Source organism: Psychrobacter sp. N25K4-3-2 (assembly GCF_015351755.1).
GTDB classification, from domain to species: Bacteria; Pseudomonadota; Gammaproteobacteria; order Pseudomonadales; family Moraxellaceae; genus Psychrobacter; species Psychrobacter glaciei.
The window spans coordinates 797087-818582 of the sequence record NZ_JADKLX010000001.1 but is presented as its reverse complement, the minus strand read 5'-3'; the positions used below and the strand labels follow the sequence as shown (position 1 = coordinate 818582).

At 44.8% G+C, this 21496-nt stretch carries 16 protein-coding genes; 14 read left to right on the top strand and 2 right to left on the bottom strand.

The window, feature by feature from the left end; translation table 11 throughout:
- The first annotated feature begins 40 nt into the window (after positions 1 to 40).
- The 6 genes from IOD06_RS03205 to IOD06_RS03180 all read left to right on the top strand — a co-directional run bounded on the left by IOD06_RS03205 (position 41) and on the right by IOD06_RS03180 (position 8850).
- Entirely contained in the window at positions 41 to 1573 is a 1533-nt protein-coding gene (locus tag IOD06_RS03205; RefSeq protein WP_194619083.1) for a tetratricopeptide repeat protein, read from the top strand.
- 132 nt (positions 1574 to 1705) lie between these two features.
- Positions 1706 to 3370 carry a 3-deoxy-D-manno-octulosonic acid transferase gene (locus IOD06_RS03200; protein ID WP_194619081.1) on the top strand — a complete coding sequence of 555 codons (1665 nt, stop codon included), beginning with the start codon at positions 1706 to 1708 and terminating at the stop codon, positions 3368 to 3370.
- Positions 3367 to 4143: a 16S rRNA (uracil(1498)-N(3))-methyltransferase gene (locus tag IOD06_RS03195; RefSeq protein ID WP_194619079.1), complete on the top strand. Its 777-nt coding sequence runs from the start codon at positions 3367 to 3369 to the stop codon at positions 4141 to 4143. The genes IOD06_RS03200 and IOD06_RS03195 overlap by 4 nt, the downstream gene beginning before the upstream one ends.
- Positions 4144 to 4370: 227 nt before the next feature.
- Entirely contained in the window at positions 4371 to 5495 is a 1125-nt protein-coding gene (locus IOD06_RS03190) for an extracellular solute-binding protein (protein WP_194619077.1), read from the top strand.
- Positions 5496 to 5671: 176 nt separating this feature from the next.
- Positions 5672 to 7360 carry an iron ABC transporter permease gene (locus IOD06_RS03185; protein ID WP_189580431.1) on the top strand — a complete coding sequence of 563 codons (1689 nt, stop codon included), beginning with the start codon at positions 5672 to 5674 and terminating at the stop codon, positions 7358 to 7360.
- Positions 7361 to 7509: 149 nt separating this feature from the next.
- On the top strand, positions 7510 to 8850 hold the full coding sequence (locus IOD06_RS03180) for an ABC transporter ATP-binding protein (RefSeq protein WP_194619075.1): 1341 nt from the start codon (positions 7510 to 7512) through the stop codon (positions 8848 to 8850).
- Positions 8851 to 8902: 52 nt separating this feature from the next.
- On the opposite strand, the gene IOD06_RS03175 is transcribed toward IOD06_RS03180, so the two are convergent.
- The gene (locus IOD06_RS03175) at positions 8903 to 9814 is read right to left on the bottom strand and encodes a methyltransferase domain-containing protein (protein ID WP_194619073.1); all 912 of its coding nucleotides are present in this window, start codon (positions 9812 to 9814) and stop codon (positions 8903 to 8905) included.
- Positions 9815 to 10126: 312 nt separating this feature from the next.
- Between IOD06_RS03175 and IOD06_RS03170 the strand changes: the two genes are divergently transcribed.
- The 8 genes from IOD06_RS03170 (at position 10127) to IOD06_RS03135 (ending at position 20435) form a co-directional block, all read left to right on the top strand.
- On the top strand, positions 10127 to 11803 hold the full coding sequence (locus IOD06_RS03170) for a S9 family peptidase (protein ID WP_194619071.1): 1677 nt from the start codon (positions 10127 to 10129) through the stop codon (positions 11801 to 11803).
- A 110-nt stretch (positions 11804 to 11913) separates the two neighbouring features.
- Positions 11914 to 12093 carry a hypothetical protein gene (locus IOD06_RS03165; protein ID WP_194619070.1) on the top strand — a complete coding sequence of 60 codons (180 nt, stop codon included), beginning with the start codon at positions 11914 to 11916 and terminating at the stop codon, positions 12091 to 12093.
- A 302-nt stretch (positions 12094 to 12395) separates the two neighbouring features.
- Positions 12396 to 15197, top strand: coding sequence for a DNA gyrase subunit A (gene gyrA, locus IOD06_RS03160; RefSeq protein WP_194619069.1), 2802 nt, complete (start codon positions 12396 to 12398; stop codon positions 15195 to 15197).
- 314 nt (positions 15198 to 15511) lie between these two features.
- A complete protein-coding gene (gene rarD, locus IOD06_RS03155) occupies positions 15512 to 16582 on the top strand; it encodes an EamA family transporter RarD (RefSeq protein ID WP_194619068.1) in 1071 nt (356 codons plus the stop codon).
- Between the two features lie 239 nt (positions 16583 to 16821).
- Entirely contained in the window at positions 16822 to 17892 is a 1071-nt protein-coding gene (gene rarD, locus IOD06_RS03150; protein WP_194619067.1) for an EamA family transporter RarD, read from the top strand.
- A gap of 362 nt (positions 17893 to 18254) precedes the next feature.
- A complete protein-coding gene (locus IOD06_RS03145; RefSeq protein ID WP_194619066.1) occupies positions 18255 to 18923 on the top strand; it encodes a glutathione S-transferase in 669 nt (222 codons plus the stop codon).
- Positions 18924 to 19015: 92 nt separating this feature from the next.
- Complete coding sequence (locus IOD06_RS03140; protein ID WP_194619065.1) at positions 19016 to 19273, top strand: hypothetical protein; 258 nt, start codon at positions 19016 to 19018, stop codon at positions 19271 to 19273.
- Between the two features lie 43 nt (positions 19274 to 19316).
- Positions 19317 to 20435 (top strand): ribonuclease Z, encoded by a 1119-nt coding sequence (locus IOD06_RS03135; protein ID WP_194619064.1) that lies wholly within the window; start codon positions 19317 to 19319, stop codon positions 20433 to 20435.
- A gap of 7 nt (positions 20436 to 20442) precedes the next feature.
- Here the strand turns inward: IOD06_RS03135 and IOD06_RS03130 are convergent, their stop codons facing one another.
- Positions 20443 to 21414, bottom strand: coding sequence for an ATP-binding protein (locus IOD06_RS03130; protein ID WP_194619061.1), 972 nt, complete (start codon positions 21412 to 21414; stop codon positions 20443 to 20445).
- Positions 21415 to 21496 lie beyond the last annotated feature (82 nt).

Here is a 21496-nt window from a genome sequence, read left to right as displayed (position 1 = left end):
ATTCATTACCTATTAAACTGTAAAAGGACACGCTGGTCTTATGTCTGCATCGCCTCTAACACCACTGGATTATATCGCCGCAGGCTATTGGCAAGATTTCTTAGCGAATCGTCCGATCGCAGGTAGCATTGCCTATGAAACTGAGCTACGTGATTGCGTTTTGGATGAGTCACTGTCGAGCTTACAGCGAGTAGATACTTTGCTATCGCAGATACGCCGTGATCTGATTAAAATGGGTAACTGGGATGAAGCGACGCTGTTAACGGATGAACGCTATCGTAATCTTATGATGTTTTTGGCATTTTATGCCGGCCAAGTATTGGCGCAGCAATGGCAAGCCACAGCGCATTGGTATGGTCAATTCGAGCTGCGTAAACGTTATCCAATATGGTCGCTGAGTACCGATGATTTTTATCAGCATATGGCAGTGTTATATAGTGAGAATAATAGTGCCAATATTAATGCCAATGCCAATATTAATGACAGTGCCAGCTTACCAATATTTTTTGCCCTAGAACCGATAGGTTTGCGCTTGTTCGGTCATGTCGATAGACCTTTTGTTGCCGTACAAGGTGGTCAAGTTGCTAGTGGCTTGTATCAAGCGGTTAGTGCCAGACTGCCAGTCGCTAATAATGATTACGTGTCTACCATTATCACTCAAGACAATAAATCTAACGTGGCTGCTCGCATGGCTCCTCAAGTGGATTTAGGCTCAAGTAGCATAGACTCTAATTCTCAGACAGTGGGCAATAGCGCAGCATTTTTAGTAAAGCAGAATATAACGGTTACACAAGCAGATGATTTAAATGAAGAGGCTTCTACGTATATCGTATCAGACAGGCTAACCAATGAAAGCTTATCGAATGAACAAGAGAACCAATTAAAGCCTGAACCATCTAAAGCGGAGCTGCCAGTAGCACAGACCATTCCCTTGGTAGAAACCAAGCCAGCAGCCGCTGTCAAACCCTCATCAACCCCAGAGATTTTTAGCCAATTACTCATAGAGTTAGATGAGATTGAACGGCCGCAAACTGCGGGCAATGCTGAGGATCAGCAAGCCCGCAAAGTCTTGGATCAGTTTGAACAGCATGTTGCCAAGCAATCTAAACCGCGTGCGCAAATTAACTTTTCAGAGAATCATTTGGCGGCAAAAAAGCAAGCGTTGTTAAAACTACAAGAGGCCGCGCATGTTGGGAATACCGCTGCTATGCTGCGTTTGGCGATGTATGAGCTACTCGGTGAAGGCTTGATGATTGATAAAAATGCTGGTATAGAGGCAGGTGTTGAATGGGTTAAGCAAGCCGCTAGCAAAGACGACAGTCGAGCGCAGCGCTTACTCAGTAAGATGTACTACCAAGGGGTTGGCGTCGTGCAAGATATTAATAACGGTAAATATTGGCTAGAGCAAGCTGCCCAAAACGGTCACGTGGAAGCGGCCAGTTTGGTGGCACAGTGGCAGCAAGCGCAAACGTTGATAACGACACAAAAGCAAGAGCAACACAGTATTAAGCGCTATCAGCTGTTACTGGCGGTAGTGCTAGTAGTGGCGGTGTTAATACTAATTATTGTCTAAACGATTTTTGTTAGCTCATACTGCGTAAAAGCTTATTATTAAGCAGAAAATTCAGGTAGAATTGTCGCGTTTTTTACCATCAGTTTTTTTGAGAATGGTATTATCTGATCCATTACTAATCTGGGCTGTTCTATGCCATCTTCTCCTACGCCATCCAAACCCTCTACCACCGCGTCTTCATCTACCGCGTTGTCCAGTCCAGCGGTATATCCGCCACCCTTTTATTATCAATTTATTATCGGCTTACTCAAGCCGCTATATCGCCTACAGGTTTGGCGACGCTCACACAAGCGCGATAACTATCAGCAAGAAGTGGCGCAGCGTTTTGGCAAGCACTATCCTGCAGCGCCAACAGCTGATATCAAAGCTGAAATGCACCATAAAGCTGAGATGAATAATAACGTTATCTGGTGCCACGCGGTGTCTTTAGGTGAGACCAATACAGTAGCGCCGTTGCTAGACATGCTATTGGCGCATGGTTATCAGATTTGGCTGACCAATACCACGCAGACAGGTTTCGCTCGCGGTGCCAGCCGTTTCGCTGATGACATTGCTCAGGGTCGGCTTAGCCATAGTTATGTACCTGTAGATAGCCCCGCTGTTATTGAAACGTTTTTAGCGCACGTGCAGCCAGTCGCGGCCTTATTTGTAGAGACCGAGCTGTGGGCAAATATTTTAGCCAAGCTGTCCGAGCATCGTATTCCGAGCATCTTAGTCAATGGTCGTCTATCAGCCAGTTCATTTACAAGCTATCAAAAAATCGCTGCTGTCAGCGCCAGTATGATGAAAAACCTGACGTTAATTATTGCGCAAGACAACGAGTCTGCCAAACGCTTTCGTCAGCTGGGCGCTCATAGTGCGCAAATTCGGGTGGCGGGCTCACTCAAGTGGGTCATTAATAGCCCAGTGCTCAATAATGAAACGATTGATAGCAAAACTGATGATGTACAAGCGACTGATAGCAACGCTGCTAAGAAAGAACATGAGCGTGTCATTATACAAAAGCAAAAGAGCGGTATTGCCGTCGAGTTGGGAATAGCGGATCGTCCTATTTGGGTCGCGGCCAGCACCCATAGCGGCGAGGAAATCATCTCTCTGTCATTGCAAGAGCAGCTATTGTCCAACCCAGCGCTGGCAGACACGCTGTTGATTATCGTGCCCAGACATCCTGAACGCTTCGATGAAGTGGCGACACTTATCCAAAACAGTCAGTTAACAATGGCACGGCGCAGTAACGAAGAAATAATCAATACGGACACGCAAGTCTATTTAGCAGATAGCATGGGCGAGCTAATGACATGGTATGCATTAGTGGATGTGGCGTTGGTGGGCGGTTCGTTGGTCGATGTGGGCGGACACAATCCAGTTGAGCCAGCGAGTGTGGCAACACCGGTACTAATGGGACGCCAAACCCAATCGTGTCAAAGTGTGGTCGATAAGCTGGCGAGTGTGGGCGCGTTATATCAGCCAAACAATGCGTTTTATCACCCAATTAATATAGAGGATGTTGCTACCAATAATGAAAATATCGACCATTCAGATATCATTAGCTCAGATATCAGTAGCTCAGATATGAAGGGTAAGCAAAAATCCTCGCGCAAAAAATCCTCATTGGCTGCTAACGATACGGCGCTCATTTATGATCAGCTACAGTCTTGGCTTATCCATCCGCTATTAGCCAAACAAGCAGGGCAAGCTGGCGAGCAGATGACCGTACAGCAGCAAGCAGTATTAACGCGTCAATTTGCCATGATCGAAAAGGTGATTGAGCAACACTCAAACCAAGAGACGCTATGAACTGTCTATTACTGCCTGCCGAAAACTTTTCGCAAGATTCTGCGATAATCAATAATCTATCGCAAATTAACCATATCAATGACGTGTTGACCGCAGCAGTGGGAGATACCCTTAAAATCGGGCAACTCGGTGGCAATCTTGGTACGGCGATGATTGAGGAGATTGCTGCTCATCGTATTCAGCTAGGTGATGTCCAATTGTCATTTGTGCCACCTGCTAAGTTAAATCTGACGGTCATCTTGGCATTGCCACGTCCAAAAGTGCTGCGCCGCTTGATAATGGATATGACGGCGCTTGGCGTGCGCGACATTATCCTTATCAATAGCTACCGCACGCAAAAGAGCTATTGGCAAAGTCCGATGTTGAGTCGTCTCGATGAGTTCGTATTAGAAGGCTTACAACAAGGAGTGGATACTGTTGCCCCGCGCATTACTTTGCAAAAGCGTTTTAAACCCTTTGTCGAGGATGAGCTGGCAAGTCTAATCACCAACCGCGCTATTGTCGCGCATCCTTACAGCGATCTGTCATTTTCGCAATATGTGCAGCAGCAAGTGCTAGCAAAGCAAGAGCAAACTGCGCCATCGCTCGTAGAAACCAACTCAGCTAATAGTACCTCCTTGCCCAGTCTCGTTTGTATCGGCGCAGAAGGGGGCTGGATCGACTATGAGATTGAGCTACTTGCCAGTCAAGGCTGTCAGGCGGTACACATAGGTCCACGCATATTACGTACTGAAGCGGCAGTCAATGTGATTTTGGGGCAATGGTTGTTATAAAAAAGTGTTGAGCGAACACTATTTGGCTAAATCATTGCTTTTGAAATTGTATTTTAAAAGCAATGATTTAGCCAAACAAACACCAGTTTATCCAGTTAAATAAATGTATTGATAATTAATCTCATTTCTATTAGTATGTTGTTTTCAACTAATATGCTCTTATTACTCTTAATGAGTAATGTTTTTTATCTCTCTCACTTATCCGTAGCACCATTATGGGGAAAACCATGTCATTGAAAGCTTTCAGCGCAAATTTACCTTCTACCAAGCTCACTTTACCTGTTGCCGTATTTGGCATGATGCTAGGGCTTGCGGGTTGTAGTAATTCCTCTACGCCAGAAGAAAGCGTTGATGCTGAAGCGGCGCCAGCCAGTAGCGAGCAAGAAGTGGCTAACGATGGCGCGACGAGTGCTGAAGGACAAACGATTACGATCTACTCATCACGTAACGAGCAGCTGATCAAGCCTTTGCTAGACCGCTATACAGAAGAAACAGGTGTCAAAATTGAACTGGTCACTGATAAAAGTGGTCCATTGATGGCACGCTTGCAAGCGGAAGGTCAAAATACGCCAGCGGATATGTTATTGACTGTGGATGCGGGTAATTTGTGGCAAGCCACAGAACAAGGATTGCTCCAACCAGTGGCATCGACGGTATTAGAAGCCAATGTCCCTGCAAAATATCGTGATCCAAAAGGTCAGTGGACAGGTCTGTCATTACGTGCCCGTACTATCATGTATGACCCAAGTAAAGTCAGCACCGACCAATTATCCACTTATGCAGATTTAGCGGATCCAAAATGGAAAGGCAAGCTTTGTTTGCGCACCTCAAACTCTGTATACAACCAGTCATTGGTTGCCAGTATGATTGAAAACTTAGGCGAAGAAAAAACCGAAGCCGTCATTCGTGGTTGGGTAGATAATTTGGCCACTGACGTCTTCAGTGATGACACTAGCATGTTAAAGGCTATCGCTGCCGGTCAGTGTGAAGTGGGCTTGTCTAACAGCTACTACTATGGTCGCTTGCTCGATGAGCAGCCTGATTTTCCTGTCAAAGTCTTTTGGGCAAACCAAGGCACTACTGGTACCCACGTGAATATTTCTGGGGCAGGTGTGGTGACAGGATCAGACAATCCTGATGGCGCCCTCAAATTAATGGAATGGTTGTCTTCGGATAAGGCGCAAGGTCTCTATGCCAGCTCTGATAAAGAATATCCAGTCAAAGAAGGCGTTGATGAGTCAGATATGCTCAGATCGTGGGGCGAATTCAAAAAAGATGATATCAACGTGCAAAAGTTTGGCGAGCGTCAAACCCAAGCGATTCAAATGATGGACAAAGCAGGTTATAAATAGAGTATCACAAGCCAACCACGCCCAAAAAATGACAGTAACCATAAGATAAATGTCAGCATGACTCTTAGTAAGCGGAACAGTAAGCTGAACAAGTTTGGCAGAGAAAATGGTGTTTTTGGGTGTGCGATAGGCGAATTAGATCGGGATCTCTATGCGTATGACATGGTAATAATTATATGATAACAACGCCAAATGCGTCTGTTCGTCAAGACAAGACAGCCAACGACCATAACAATGGCAGTGACCATAGTAGTTTGGCTGTTAGTCAAGACCATGCCGTTCGCAAACGCATCCTCTCAAAATCAGTCTTAGGACTGATTTCGTTGTTTATGCTGGTACCAATTCTCATCGTCCTGCTGTCATGGACGCAGCCAGTGGCAGACATCTGGACGCACATGCGCGAGTATGTGCTGCCACAAGTCCTCAAAAATACCGCGATTTTATTGGTGATGGTGACGGTTATCTCTGGCAGTATCGGCACCGCACTTGCTTGGATCACCAGCATGTATCGCTTTCCCGGACAGCGCTTTTTTTCGTGGGCGCTGATGCTACCGCTGGCGATACCTGCTTACGTGCTGGCATTTGTTACCGTCGGTATTGTTGATTTTAGTGGACCGCTACAGACAGGTTTACGAGAGTTAGGCATCGATACAGCCATTCCGTCAGTACGCAATGTCTGGGGCGCAGGCTTGGTCTTGTCACTGGCATTTTATCCCTACGTTTATTTGCTAGCGCGTCAGGCCTTTTTGTCACAAGGCAGGCGGGCGATTGAAGCGGGTCAAATGCTTGGTTTAAGCCGCAGTCGCGTGTTTTTCCGCTTGGCATTACCGCAAGCGTTACCGTGGATAATTGGCGGCTTGTTACTCGCCAGTATGGAAACACTTGCGGACTTTGGTGCGGTTTCGGTCTTCAATGTCGACACTTTTACAACGGCTATTTATAAGGCTTGGTTTGGCTTTTTTAGTCTAACGACTGCCGCACAATTAGCCGCTTTATTAATCGGTGTGGTATTTATCGTGGTATTGTTTGAGCAGTATTGGCAAGCCAAGCGCGGTAATATAGTTACCCAAGGCAGCAATCAGCGTTTTGAAGCCAGTGCGTCTGCTAAACTGGCCATGACGCTGCTATGTACACTGGTGTTTTTGCTGGCTTTCCTAATACCGTTCTTGCAGTTGATCTACTGGACCGCGTTGAATTTTCGCCAAGATTTTGACGCCCGTTATATTGATTTTGTTACCAACAGTCTCATGATTGCGAGCATGACCACCATTTTCATTGCTTTTTTAGCCATCATCATTGCGTGGATCAAGCGCCAATATCCTGATAAATCAACCAAGCTCATGACGACTTTAGCCAATCTAGGCTATGTCGTACCGGGTACAGTACTGGCTGTTGGTATATTTATTCCCATTGCTTGGATAGACAATCAGCTGATTGCGTTTGGTGTGACTTCAGAGCAAGTGCTGTCGGGTAGTGTGATCGTGATGCTCCTTGCCTTATCGACGCGCTTTATGACCGTAAGCTTTCAGCCAGTCGATCGGCAGTTACAGCGACTGACTGTCAATCAGGAAGCGGCTGCTAAATTACTGAGTGACAGCCCTTATCAGCGTTGGCGGCAAGTGATGTTGCCTGTACTCAGCCCTGGGGTGCTAACGGCTTTATTGATGGGTTTTGTCGAAGTGATGAAAGAGATGCCGATCACCTTGATGACACGGCGACAAGGCTGGGATACGCTAGCAGTGCGGGTATTTGAGATGACCAGCGAAGGCATGTGGGGCAGAGCAGCATTGCCAAGTTTGCTGATTGTGTTGGTCGGTCTTATTCCTGTTTGGATACTGCTGCGCCAAAGTGATAAGCAGGGATAAGTTGAAAACAGTTTATTATTTAAGACATTGCCGTTTATTATTTAAGAAGTTAAAGACAGAGTTGCTCGCGCTTAAGCCTTCATTAGTACCATAATTTTTTACCGTTTTATTTATTGGTTTTATTCATTAATCGCTTACTGGTACCATCTATGTATACTGACTTGATTAAAGACTCAACAGACCCAGCCAATCCTCAGTCGGCGACGGCTAAAGTGAAAGTGCACGCTGATAATGTAAAAAAATCACCAGTATCAACAGATGAAGTTTACCAAATGCAGGATAATAATACCGTTAATCATGATAGTAATTCTGCCGCACATACTGAGACAAATATCGCCACCAATCCTTACTTTAGCGTCCAAGATTTAATCGTCGGTTATGACGATACCATCATCGTTAATGGACTATCGCTAAGCTTACAGCAAGGCGAGATTGGCTGCTTTTTAGGTTATAGCGGCTGCGGCAAGACCACGGCATTGCGAGCCATTGCAGGGCTAGAGCAAAGTCGTCGCGGCACGATTGGCTTAAATAACCAACGCTTGACAGAACAGACGCCGACGACCTCGTTTGCCGTCGCGCCAGCCAAACGTGGCATGGGCATGGTGTTTCAAGATTATGCGTTATTCGGGCATTTAAGCGTGGCAAAAAACATCGCTTTTGGTCTCAATAAATGGTCAGCGGCTGACAAAAAAGCCCGTGTGGCTGAAATGCTAAGCCTCGTTGAATTGACTGAGCATGCTGACAAACGGCCCAATGAGCTCTCAGGTGGACAGCAACAACGCGTTGCTTTGGCACGAGCGTTAGCGCCCAATCCCAAACTCTTGCTACTCGATGAGCCGTTTTCTAATTTGGATGTGGTACTGCGTGAGTCATTGGCGATGAATGTCCGCGATATTCTCAAACGTACCAATACCACCGCTATTTTGGTGACTCATGATCAAAATGAGGCTTTTGCGCTGGCGGATAAAGTAGGCGTGATGAATAAAGGCCGATTGGTACAATGGGCGACACCAAGCGAGCTATATCATGAGCCAATCAGTCCGTTTGTCGCTGAGTTTGTCGGTGAAGGGGCGATGATAGATGGCATTATCAAAGAAGGTCACGTCGAGACTGCGTTAGGTGACATTTACCGTCGCATGGAAGTTTATGATGAGTCAGGGCAGCCGCAGTATTGTGAGTACGACTACCCCAATGGCACCCCAATTAAGGTGCTCGTGCGCCCTGATGATATAATCCATGATGATGATAGTACGCAGACCGCTTTGGTGATTGGGCGCGTCTTTCGCGGTGCCAATTATCTGTATCGCTTGCAACTCGATGATGGGCAGACAGTTTTATCCTTGGTCGCCAGTCATCATAATCATGAGATTGGCTCGCAAATTGGGATTTTGCCGATACTTGAGCACGTTGTTGTTTTTGATGAAAAAGACATCAATGCGACGACTTGGTCAGAGTACGATCGGTCCGAGCGCGTGGCAGAAGCCAGATAGTCGCTTTAGCAAATTATGATTTAGGTGCTCGTTATCATTAAGCTTATTCAACTTACCGAGTTGCCATTATATGTAGATAGCGACCCAGCCATTTATACGGCTCTCGTTGTGAGTAGCGCAGCTCCATGCGTATGACTGCATCAGGATCATTATGACCACCACGCTTGAGCGGCGCATAATCATGAAACACGCGCAAGCCACTGGTTAGAATGGTTTGGTAATGATGTGTGGTGAGCCAAGATTCGACTTCTTCTTTGGCGACTGGATAATTAGGCGTCAGGCTTTTTTTAGTGTCAGCCTTATAATCAGTGTTATCGAGCAGATTAAAATTACCCATAATTAGATTACGATAGTCAAAGCTCGCTGGATTATAAAAGCACAATGACAGCGCGCCATGCTCAGCCAATAGCCGATCACAAAAGTCCATAATCGCTGCTGGTTCTGCGAGCCATTCGAGTAGGGCGTGCGACATTATCAAATCAAACTTAGCTGCTTTCTCAGCATTCATACCCATACTGTCTTTATTCTGCAACGCATCGATTGCCAATTTATCCTCTATCTCCTGATAAGGGCACACATACCAGTGTATATCTAGATTCCTATCGATTTCTGCGGCGCTCGCTTTTGCTTTCTCTAACATATTGGCAGAGATGTCATTGATGACCACGCTATGCCCTTGAGCCGCAAGCTCAATCGCAATCTGTGCAAGTCCTGCACCCACATCTAAAACCCGTAAAGGTCGCCCAAGCTCTTTACTCATCTGGGCTGTATAGGCAAAGATATCACGGCGCAATACTGCCAGTCGAATGTCGCCTTTAAGACCACCGTAGACCTTTTTTTCAAAATAATCCGCAATCGTATCAAAACTACGATCGGTGCGCGTCTCGTCTTGCATCGCTGTTTCTTTTGTGAGATCTGTCGATTGGCTGTTGGTTTCTTTCGTGCTTTGACTGCTGGTTTGCATAGGGTGATATCTGTATTAGGGTTAAATTTGGAACATCGTACAACAAAGACTAAAGCTAAGCTAGAACTGCTTTAACGGCAACAAAATTTTTCGTATAAGGTAAAAGACGCCATTCAGCGCATGTTTTGCAGTAGCTTTTCATAAAATTTTACGGTATAAATAGTAAGGTTTAAGAAACAATAACTATTGAGAAAATTTTGCTAAAAAGTGTTTAATACGAATCATTGATGAAAAAAGCTGCCATGCTAAACGGCATTTACTGCCAAAAACTTTCAGCGAACGTCTGATTTACAATTGCTAAGGACAGCAACCATGATCAAATTCACCACGGATACCAGCGACAAATTATCTGCCCCTTTATCTGCCCCTACTTATCAATCCATGTCTATCACTACCAAAATACCAAAGATGTCACGCTGCCTATTGTCGGTAGCCGTTGCCAGTGCTTTGCTGCTCACCGGTTGTGGAGATGACGACGATGATAATGACACAGCATCCATTATTTTTCCTACTAGCGTTGAGACAATTAGTGCTTTCAGTACTGCTCAAATAGATGGTATTCCTGGATTGGAAAATGCTGGTACGCCTGATGCTAAGTGTGATATTAAAGTAGAGAAAGTCACCTATCAAACGGTAGGGTCAGCAGGCGAGGTTACCAATGCAACTGCTGCTTTAATGCTGCCTAGTGGTGAGGGTGCAGACTGTTCGGGTGATCGTCCAGTATTATTATATGCTCATGGTACGACTACCGATAAAAGCTATGACTTTAGCCAAGTTGGCAATCCTCAAAATTCAGGCTCGGGTGAAGCCACCTTGATAGCAGCAAACTTTGCCGCGCAAGGCTATATCGTTGTAGCCCCTAACTATGCTGGCTATGATGATTCAGAGCTTGATTATCATCCGTACTTAGTTGCTGAGCAGCAATCTGCTGACATGATTGATGCGTTGAATAGCTCGCGTATCGTCATCGATGCACAAAAACGAGATAAGAATACCGATTACGCCAATATCGATGATTCAGGCGAGCTATATATTTCAGGTTATTCACAAGGTGGTCATGTTGCTATGGCTACTGCTAGAGCGCTAGAAGCACAAAACAAACCAGTGACAGCCATTGCGCCTTTATCAGGCCCTTATGCTTTAGCCGCCTTTGGTGATGCTATCTTTACAGGGAGCGTTAACCTTGGTGCAACGCGATTTGCGCCATTATTAACGACAGGATTACAGAAAAAGTATCCAAACATTTATAATAATGTTAATGAGATTTTCACTGACCAGTATGCTAATACTATCCTTCCAAGTGATTCAAGTTTTGAGCAATTAGTCGAGGATAATAAACTGCCTGGATTTGCGCTGTTCCAGTCAAAATCTACTGGCAATGCAGTACTTGACCAGCTACCTTTTAGTACACTACCTTTTGCGTTTGTAGGATTTTCTCCTGATAACTATCTCATTAAGACGGACTTTCGTGCCGCTTATGTGACAGATATGCTTGCAAATCCTGATGGTTTGACAGCAACAACACCAGCTGGAATACCAGCCGCTTCTCCACAGAACGAGCTTCGCAAAGCCCTAAAAGACAACGATTTACGAGGATATGTACCAAAGATGCCAACATTGTTATGTGGTGGTCATCGTGATCCAACGGTATATTATGATTTAAATACAGGTGCAATGACTGCTCAGCTGCAACAAGCCAACCTAAATGTCACTGTTCTCGATGTCGACAACGAAAATGAAGCGGGTCGTGGCATTCCAACGTTACTACCTTTAGGTCAATCAGCATTAGCAAACCCTTGGCTAATGACCAATACTATTGATAATATTCAGTCGCGATTTAATAAGAATGTCGACGCTGCTGGAGCTGGCCTCTTATCTAGCTATCATGGTGGTTTAGTCGCTAGTGCTTGTACTGACGCCACTCGTGAATTCTTTAAGCAAGACTTCAGTGCCAGTGCCAGTGCCAGTGCCAGTGCCAACCGAACTTAATATGCCAAGCGGCAATAAGTTATTTACAGATGAATGATGTCAAAAAACTGCATCCCAGTGGGTGCAGTTTTTTTATGTATAAACCCATTATTTTTTAGGAGGATAAAACAATGAAGTCAATACTGTTATCTTTGCTAGCGCTCACCTTTGTATTGTTGCCTATGAGTCAAGCACAAGCAAAAAATACGCCTTGCTCCGGTAAGATGGGCGGTGTTTCTCATTGTTCAAAAGATGGTAAATTCGTCTGTAAAAATGGCAAAATTAGCCAGTCTAAGCGAGTATGTCATTAAAGATATTTCGGCGGATATTGCTGGATCCAAAAACCTGCGCTAATGAGCTGTTTTGCTTGATTTTAATGACAGTCAGAACCCCCTAAATCAACAAATTTGTGCTAAAATAGCTTCTTTTATTCAACATTACTTTTAACAAAAACCGTATCGCCATTTTCCTATGGTTTTGCACGTTTTGAGGTGTTTTTTAGCGTTGATATAACAATCATAGTTGCGCATTTGTGCAGCTATATTTTTGTATCAGCTTAAACCTTTTTAAGGTGTGCAACCCTTAGAGAAATTATGTGAGTGAAGGAGTGTATATGAGCGACTCGATCAGTCCTATTGCCATCGTGGATGAATTAAAGCAATCCTATTTGGATTATGCGATGAGCGTGATCGTCTCGCGCGCGCTGCCTGATGTGCGTGATGGGTTCAAACCAGTGCATCGCCGTGTGATGTATGCGATGCACGTGCTGTCTAATGATTACAATAAAGCCTATAAGAAGTCGGCGCGTGTGGTCGGTGATGTCATCGGTAAATATCACCCGCATGGCGATAGTGCGGTCTATGATGCGATTGTACGGATGGCGCAGGACTTTAGTTTGCGTTATCCGATGGTTGATGGTCAAGGTAACTTTGGCTCGATTGATGATGATCCACCGGCGGCTATGCGTTATACCGAAGTACGTATGACCAAGCTGACCCATCAGATGCTGGCTGATCTCGACAAAGACACTGTCGACTGGGAAGACAACTACGATGGCTCTGAGCGTATGCCAAGCGTGTTGCCTGCGCGTGTGCCTAACTTGTTGGTCAATGGTGCGACTGGTATTGCAGTCGGCATGGCGACCAATATGGCACCGCATAACCTGACCGAAGTCATTAATGCGTGCTTGGCATATGCCGAAAACCCGCAAATATCAGCTGAAGAGCTGATGACTCATATCTCCGGTCCTGACTTTCCCACGGGCGGTATCATCTACGGTCGTGCAGGTATTTTGGATGCTTATCGCACGGGTAAAGGCCGCTTGCACATACGTGGTCGCTATATCATTGAAGCGATGAGTGATACGGGCGTCAACCGCGATCGTGAGCGCATTGTATTTACCGAAGTACCTTATCAGACCAATAAAGCGAAGCTCATTGAGCGTATCGCTGAGCTGGTACGTGACAAAAAAATCGAAGGTATTACTGAGATTCGTGATGAGTCTGATAAAGACGGCATGCGTATCGCCATTGATTTGCGTCGCGGCGAGACGGCTGAAGTTATCGTCAATAATTTATTCCTCCAAACACCGCTTGAGTCTAGCTTTAGTATCAATATGGTGGCGCTCGATAATGGTCAGCCAAAGTTATTGACCTTACGTCAATTAATCGCTGCTTTTGTACGTCATCGTCAAGAAGTGGTGACGCGCCGGACAATTTATGAGCTTAACAAAGCTCGCGTTCGTGGTCATCTGCTCGAAGGCTTGACCGTTGCACTGGCGAATATTGATGAAATTATCGCTGCGATTAAGGCGTCTGCAAACCGCGGCTTGGCACGTGAAAGCTTACTGAACAACACATGGGGTTCAGGTAGTGTCGTGGCGATGCTAACCGCTGCTGGCAGTCAATCAGTACGTCCTGACTTCATCGAAGGCGAAGATCCAAAAGCACCGTTTGGTCTGATTGAGGGTAATGAGCATTATCGCTTATCGCTTGAGCAGGTCAATGCTATTTTAGATATGCAACTGCATCGTCTAACGGGTCTTGAGCAAGACAAACTGACCGAAGAATACCAAGATTTACTGCGTGAAATCGCCCATTTAGAGTCTATCCTTGGCGATTTTGACAAGCTAATGACCATTATCTCTAATGAGATGATTGAGATTCGTGAGAACTTCGGTGATGAGCGCCGCACTGATATTATTGATTCACGTATGGACTTTAACCGTGAAGACCTTATCCCAGAGCAAACTGTAGTCATGACCGTTTCTCGTACTGGTTATGCAAAAACCCAGCCAATTGATGATTATGTCGCGCAAAAACGTGGTGGTAAAGGCAAATCTGCGACTGCGATGAAAGAAGACGATGTGATTGATCATTTAGTAGTGACCTCAACGCATTCTACAGTATTGTGCTTCACTGATAGTGGACGTGTCTTTAGCCTACGCGGCTTTGAAGTACCGATTGCCAGTCGCGGTGCCCGTGGTCGTCCATTAGTGAATTTAATTGGGTTAAATCCTGATGAAACCGTGACAACTATCTTGCCTATTCCAAAGATAGTAGAAGAGCTACCGGTAAAAGGTGACACATCATTAACAGATACCTTAATAGATGGTGATGATGAGTTATCAGAAGATATCAATCAAGCAGAGCCACCTTTTGTATTCTTTGCAACTGCTAATGGTACAGTGAAACGGGTAGAGCTTAAGCAGTTTGCCAATATTCGATCAAACGGCTTGATTGCCGTTGGATTAGAAGAGGGTGATAAATTAGTCAGTGCTCGTATCACCAATGGTAGCCAAGAAGTAATGTTGTTTGCTTCCAGTGGCAAAGCCATTCGTTTTGATGAAAATGATGCTCGCGCGATGGGTCGTACTGCGAAAGGTGTCCGTGGTATGCGTCTGGCTGCTGATGAATTCATTAAGTCGTTAGTCGTTATCGAAGATGATGTCCGCGAAATCCTAATCGCTTGTGAGAAAGGCTTCGGTAAACGTACCTTTATCGATGAGTTCAATACCCAAAATCGTGGTGGTGGCGGTGTAATCGCGATTAAGACCAGTGAGCGTAATGGCGCGTTAGTACGCGCCACCAAAGTTGACTCTACCGATGATATTATTTTAATTTCTGACAAAGGTACATTGGTTCGTACGCCAGTTGAGCATGTCGCTAGCTCTGGTCGTAATACGCAAGGTGTCACGCTGATTCGTCTGTCAAAAGATGAAAAACTGGTTGCTATGGCACGTGTCGAGCACGAAGAAAGCGATGATGAGCTAGTTGATGCTATGAGAGAAGATGGCACGTTGCATGTAGAAGGCCAAGAGCAAATAGACATCGATGCGGCAACTGGCAACACCGCCACAACTGAAGTTGATGATGCTATCGATATTGCAAACAATGATGAGTTAGACGGCGAATAAATATCTCAGTAGTTAGCTTTGTGATATAGGGCATGTCATTAATTAGCACATTGATACATTTAGTGGTCTTAAAATGGTTGAATTTTGCCAAACATCGTCAGAAGTCTTGTCAATATGTTCATATTTACGGCAATTTCTTTCTTGTTTGGCTGCAATTTTCCTCATTTTAAGCCTCACAATCTAAATGATGACACGCCCTAGTCTTATACGATTGTTCTAAAAAAAGCCTCTGACGTTATCGTCGGAGGTTTTTATTTTTTGATTCTCATTTTTCTCAATAATGTAAATAAGGTTCTATTTTTAAGGCTGTTGTTATGCTTACGACCAATCAAACTTTTCAGGGAACTGTCGCATCGGTATCATCGAGTTTTTTATTTTCGATGATGTTTGTATTTGGGCTGTTTATGTTGCCCTTAACGGGGACACAGGTAGCATCATGGCGTGTCCTTATGATGCTATTAAGTTTGGTAATATTGCTTAGTTTGACCAAGCAGTGGCAGCATGTCTTTGATTATATAAAAACGCTAAAGACAGTAAAGGAGTGGTTGATATTTATATTGCCCGCACCGATTTTGGGTGGACAGATTTGGTTGTTTATGTGGGCGCCCGTTAATGGGTTTGGTCTGGACGTTACGCTGGGTTATTTTTTATTGCCGCTTGTGATGATTGTGCTTGGTCGATTTTTTTACCATGAGCATATGAGCGTCCTACAGTGGGCAGCCGCACTATTCGCAGCGTTAGGCATCGGTTACGATATTTTTCAGTATGGTTCGGTATCTTGGGTGACGCTGTTTGTGTGCTTGGGCTACCCACCTTATTATCTGTTGCGTCGTACACTTGCTGTGCCACCAGTGACGGGGCTGTTGTTTGATTTAACTCTGCTGACGCCAGTAGTGCTCATCATACTTTATGTGACTGGTGGTTTTGACGTTGCGGCACAAGAGATGAAGTTTTGGTATCTGTTGCCGCTGCTTGGTGCTTTGAGCGCGCTTGCGATGTCACTGACGATGATTGCGAGTAGTAAGCTGCCCGTGTCATTGTTTGGCGCGTTAAGCTATATAGAGCCGATGCTGTTGTTTGTATTATCCATTACGGTTCTGAGTCAAAACCTCGATGAAGGCGGCTCGCTCTTTATGTATGGCATGATTACGCTTGCGCTACTGGTCATGATGGTTGATAGTGCCACAGGCTATCTTGTTCGTCGTCGTAACGATCATCTTTATGGTTATAGAGAGCCACAAGTGGGCGGTTTCCCACCGCGACGCCATTTTATCAATCAGCGTATCGATGGCGTACTAAAAGCGCATCGTTTTCGCAAGATACGTCGTTACCAAAAAAAGATGAATAAAATACAGCAAAAAATTGAGCAACTTGATTTAAAATAAGCATTTAGAGTCATTAAACTTACTCAACGAAGAAGTTGATATACTAAATGAAAGGCAGTATTGCTTATCTATTCTGACTTTGACATAATGCAGCCCATGATATAAGCACGACATATCAAAAGCGTTGATCTTGGATTGCGCGACGACCTTATATGCAAAAGCCTCAGACGTTCTCGTCTGAGGCTTTTGTTTTTTTTAAAATTGCCAAGGATGTGCCCCAATCTCTAAAGGCTGCTGTGATGCTGACTACTAACCAAACCTCGCAGGGTACGATCACTGCTGTGGCTGCAAATTTCTTATACTCTCTGCTGTTCTTATTCAGCTTGCTGCTGCAACCGTTATCAGGTACGCAGGTCGCTTCGTGGCGTGTGCTAACGATGTTTTTTAGTTTGGTGCTATTGGTAAGTATATTAAAACAATGGCAGCATATTTTTGACTATCTAAAAACATTAAAAAACGCCAAAGAGTGGTTTTTATTTATATTGCCCACCCCAATTTTGGGCGCACAAATCTGGATATTTATGTGGGCGCCAGTGAATGGTTTGGGGCTTGAAGTGACGTTGGGTTACTTTTTATATCCAATGATTATGATCGTCGTTGGTCGATTTTTTTATAATGAGGATATGAGCTTACTTCAGTGGGCTGCCATTGTATGTGCGGGTCTTGGTATCGCTTATGATATCTTTGAATATGGTGCTATCTCTTGGGCGACGTTGTTTGTCTGCTTGGGTTACCCGCCGTATTACCTACTGCGTCGCTATCTAGCCGTACCACCCATCACTGGTCTTATATCGGACCTTGTGTTGTTATTGCCAGTCGTATTGGTTGCGCTGTATATGAATGGTGGCTTTGAAGTAGCGATAACCAACCATAAACTGTGGTATCTGTTGCCTTTACTTGGCATTATTAGTACCGCTGCCATGTCATTGACAATGGTCGCCAGCCAAAAGCTACCTGTCTCGTTGTTTGGAACGTTGTGCTACCTTGAGCCGATATTTTTGTTCGTATTCTCAATCGCAATTTTGGATCGTAACTTACATGATGGTGGATCCATGCTGATGTACAGCATGATTTTTGTGGCATTGCTTATTATGATCGCTGATAGTGCGCTTGGTTATTTGGGACGCAAACGTGATGACCGCTTACATGGCTACAATGAGCCACAAGTGGGCAGCTTTCCACCACGCCGTCGCCTAGAAAATCGCCGTATTAAAGGCGTGTTGGCTGCACATCGGTTTCGTAAGATTAAGAAGTATCAGCAAAAAATAGACAAAATGACGCGAAAAATAGAAGTGCTCCATGCCAAATAAGCAGGTGTCGTTGTAAAACCAAAGTTGACTTGGCAGGCATTATTTTTCGTAACTACTCTACACAGTTGTGGTGTCAAAGCCGCGTTAAGTACGCTATTATCAGTAGCAGCAGTATCACACTCGACCTAATTTGGCACATGATATCTAGGGCGTGTCCTCAAGCTGAACGAAAATACCTAAATGGGTCAAAAATGGCTAAATCTTGCTAAACTGTGTCAAATAGCTAGTTAATATCTCGATATTATCTGTGCTACTTTCCTCGTTTGGCTGCAATTTATCTCATTTTTATCACTATGTTCAGAATGAGGACACACCCTAAAATAGTATAGCGGACTTACAATTACTTATTACTAGGATGGTTTATGTTACACCTTCATCATTTAGCAAACTCACGCTCGTTTCGTATTTTATGGTTATTAGAAGAGCTCAAAGCCGATTATCAACTGACGTGCTATGAGCGCAATAAAGCTTACCGCGCGCCTGAGAGTTTAAAAGCCATACATCCGATCGGTCATGCACCGATATTGGAAGTGGATGGTCGCCCGCTGATTGAGTCAGGGTTTATCATCGAATATCTGCTCAAGCATTATGATAAAGCCCATCAGTTCAAGCCTGCTGATGACAATGAAGCAGCGTGGGAAGCCTATACGTTTTGGTTGCATTTCGCTGAAGCGTCGGTGATGCCACCGCTCATCATGCGATTGGTGTTCACCAAAGTGGTTGAGCAATCGCCGATGTTGATTAAACCTGTTAGCAAGGGCATCAAAGCAAAAGTCGAAAAAAGTATGATTGCTAACAGCTTAAACAAAATACTCGACATGATGGAGCAGCATCTACAGGACAATCATTGGTTCGCTGGTGAAGATTTTAGCGCCGCCGACATTCAGATGCATCTGGCGGTAGTAGGTGCCAATGCTGGTCCGGGCTTAGATAAGAATAAATATACCAATATTTTAAATTGGCTAAAACGCTGTGAAGAACGTGAGGCCTTTAAGAGCGCAGAAGAAAAGGGCGGTCGTCTTAAGTTTTAGTTGCTGGCGTTTACACATGTATAAGCGCTTGATTTAATATTTTGATAAAAGGTTTTGTTTATGCATAGACAAAACCTTTTTAGGATAAAGTAATGTCTGATCTGAATAAATCTGAAAACAAAAGCATCGATACCGATGTCAATACTAACCCATCGCTTGCTCGTCAAGAAATCAATAGCCAGCAGGTGTCTATCAAAGCGTGGTCACAAAAACTGCTGGTCGTGCTGCTATGTGTAGCGAGCTTTTATGGTGGTTGGAAGTCTTATGAGTCCAATATGGTCAATGAGTGTACTGCCAATGGTGGGCAGATGGTAGCAGGCGACCGAACCATGATATGCCAACTATCATAAGCCGTATTATTCATTAATAATTTTGTATTATGAGTGCTAAATCATGCTCAAACTGACCTTTTTAGGTACTTCAGCAGGGGTGCCAACCAAACAGCGCAATGTCACTGCCTTAGCGATCGAATGCTTGAATCCTTATTCATCGGGCGCTAGTCAGCAGCCTAAAAAATCGCGTCCGTGGCTATTGATTGATTGCGGTGAAGGTACGCAGCAGCAATTGCTGCACACCAAGCTCTCCTTACATCAATTAACTGCCATTTGTATTACCCATGTGCATGGCGATCATTGCTATGGTTTGCCAGGATTGCTGGCGAGTGCGGCTATGTCTGGACGCCGCGAACCGCTGACCCTCATTGCACCGAAAGCCATCGCTACATTGCTTGAAGCTATTACCGTCCCCACAGAGTTGTATTTGCCCTTTGCCATCAATTTTATGGCGATTGAAGAGTTATTGTCTCCAGATAGTGGGAGTAACAGTCAGGTAAGTATCAGTTTAGACAGCCAGCATCAGCTTGATATTGATATCACACTGCTATCACATCGCGTCGCCTCTCATGGTTTTGGTATCACTCAGACTATCAGTCAGCGCACGCTTAATACGGATAAGTTGACCGCAGACGGCATTCCAGCAAGTGCACTGTGGGGCAAACTGCAGCAAGGTACAGATGTCATGACCGAAGATGGTCGTGAGCTGCGCTCAGCATATTATGTCAATAATGACGCTAAGCGCACACGGATAGTGGTAGCGGGAGATAACGATACGCCAGCTTGTCTCACCTCTGCGTTGGTCGATACTGATTTGCTGGTGCATGAAGCGACATATACGCATGAGGTGTTGACTAAGATTCAAGCCAAAAATCCAGACTTTGACCCCATGCATAGTAGTGCGCAATTGGTGGGCAAATTTGCTCAAGATATCGGGCTTAAGAATTTGATTTTGACCCATTTTAGCGCGCGTTATCAAAGCTTTGATAACCCAGATAGCAGTACGGCAAACATGGGGCATATTCGCTTAGACGCGCAAAGTGTATATCAAGGTAATCTCTGGTTGGCCGCAGATTTTGACCAATATATGGTCGATGGTGCAGTTGACTTGGCAGGTAATCAAGAGGGCAGTCAAGAGGAGGATCGCGTGCAGTATCTAGGCTCTGCACGCAGTGATTAGATATGGCTTAGCGCTTACCGTCTGCAATTTCCAATTGCGTTATACCGCTCCAGTATCGACTGAACTGGTAAGCAACTCGTCCTGAGCGACCACCACGTTCAGAGGCCCAACGTAGCGCGTCCTTTTTGATCTTGTCAGGCATGGTCTGACTTTCCAAAACATTCTTAGCATCGCTATCCATATCAGCTGAGATTTTCTGCTGCTCTAAATTCAGATAATGCTGAACGATATGCAGATAAGTCTGCTGATCCATAGGATGGAAAGTGAGTGATAAACCGAATCTATCTGACAATGACACGGTCTCATCAATAGCCTCATAAGGATTGACTTCATCCGTCTGACCATTGTAGATATTGACATTGTCTTTCATCATTTGCGGTAGCAGGCGACGGCGATTACTGGTGGCATAGACCAGTAGTTTGTCTTGCTCAGAGTCTAGCGAGCCATCAAGCACGCTCTTTAGCGTACGATAGCTTTCATCTTGACCGTCAAACGCGAGATCATCACAGTATACGATGTAGCGGCAATTACAATCTGCTGGTAGGGCATTAATGGCAGCGCGAATCTTATCTAATATTTGCAGATCATCGCGAGCAACTTCAATAATACGCAAGCCTTCACTATGATGGGCTTGTAGCAAGGCGCGAATCAATGATGATTTACCGGCACCGCGTGTACCCGTCATCAGCACGTGATTGGCAGGGTAGCCTTTTAGGAACTGGCGCGTGTTTTGTACCAGTTTAGACTTTTGCGTATCGATACCATGCAAGTCATCTAAGCTCAAAAACAGATTGACCGACAAAGGCTCTAAATTACCAGTGCGTCCACCAACCCAGCGATAAGCAAGCTGGCGTGGATCGATTTCAATCGTCGGTGTCACCTGCTCTTGCAAGTACTGACTGAGCAAATCTAACAACGGTTGAGGTAGGGCATAAGTAGGCTGATTAGAGGGCGTGGTTGGGATGATTGGTTGTGACATAGTGGCTCAAGTATTTAAGGTTGTCTTTAATACCATACCCAAAAATATCATTAACGTGGCTAAACTTTTGGCACCTACTGAG

Coding starts and splice junctions, on each gene's coding strand:
- IOD06_RS03205 (WP_194619083.1), top strand. CDS start 41: ATGTCTGCATCGCCTCTAACACCACTGGATTATATCGCCGCAGGCTAT.
- IOD06_RS03200 (WP_194619081.1), top strand. CDS start 1,706: ATGCCATCTTCTCCTACGCCATCCAAACCCTCTACCACCGCGTCTTCA.
- IOD06_RS03195 (WP_194619079.1), top strand. CDS start 3,367: ATGAACTGTCTATTACTGCCTGCCGAAAACTTTTCGCAAGATTCTGCG.
- IOD06_RS03190 (WP_194619077.1), top strand. CDS start 4,371: ATGTCATTGAAAGCTTTCAGCGCAAATTTACCTTCTACCAAGCTCACT.
- IOD06_RS03185 (WP_189580431.1), top strand. CDS start 5,672: ATGATAACAACGCCAAATGCGTCTGTTCGTCAAGACAAGACAGCCAAC.
- IOD06_RS03180 (WP_194619075.1), top strand. CDS start 7,510: ATGTATACTGACTTGATTAAAGACTCAACAGACCCAGCCAATCCTCAG.
- IOD06_RS03175 (WP_194619073.1), bottom strand. CDS start 9,814: ATGCAAACCAGCAGTCAAAGCACGAAAGAAACCAACAGCCAATCGACA.
- IOD06_RS03170 (WP_194619071.1), top strand. CDS start 10,127: ATGATCAAATTCACCACGGATACCAGCGACAAATTATCTGCCCCTTTA.
- IOD06_RS03165 (WP_194619070.1), top strand. CDS start 11,914: ATGAAGTCAATACTGTTATCTTTGCTAGCGCTCACCTTTGTATTGTTG.
- gyrA (WP_194619069.1), top strand. CDS start 12,396: ATGAGCGACTCGATCAGTCCTATTGCCATCGTGGATGAATTAAAGCAA.
- rarD (WP_194619068.1), top strand. CDS start 15,512: ATGCTTACGACCAATCAAACTTTTCAGGGAACTGTCGCATCGGTATCA.
- rarD (WP_194619067.1), top strand. CDS start 16,822: ATGCTGACTACTAACCAAACCTCGCAGGGTACGATCACTGCTGTGGCT.
- IOD06_RS03145 (WP_194619066.1), top strand. CDS start 18,255: ATGTTACACCTTCATCATTTAGCAAACTCACGCTCGTTTCGTATTTTA.
- IOD06_RS03140 (WP_194619065.1), top strand. CDS start 19,016: ATGTCTGATCTGAATAAATCTGAAAACAAAAGCATCGATACCGATGTC.
- IOD06_RS03135 (WP_194619064.1), top strand. CDS start 19,317: ATGCTCAAACTGACCTTTTTAGGTACTTCAGCAGGGGTGCCAACCAAA.
- IOD06_RS03130 (WP_194619061.1), bottom strand. CDS start 21,414: ATGTCACAACCAATCATCCCAACCACGCCCTCTAATCAGCCTACTTAT.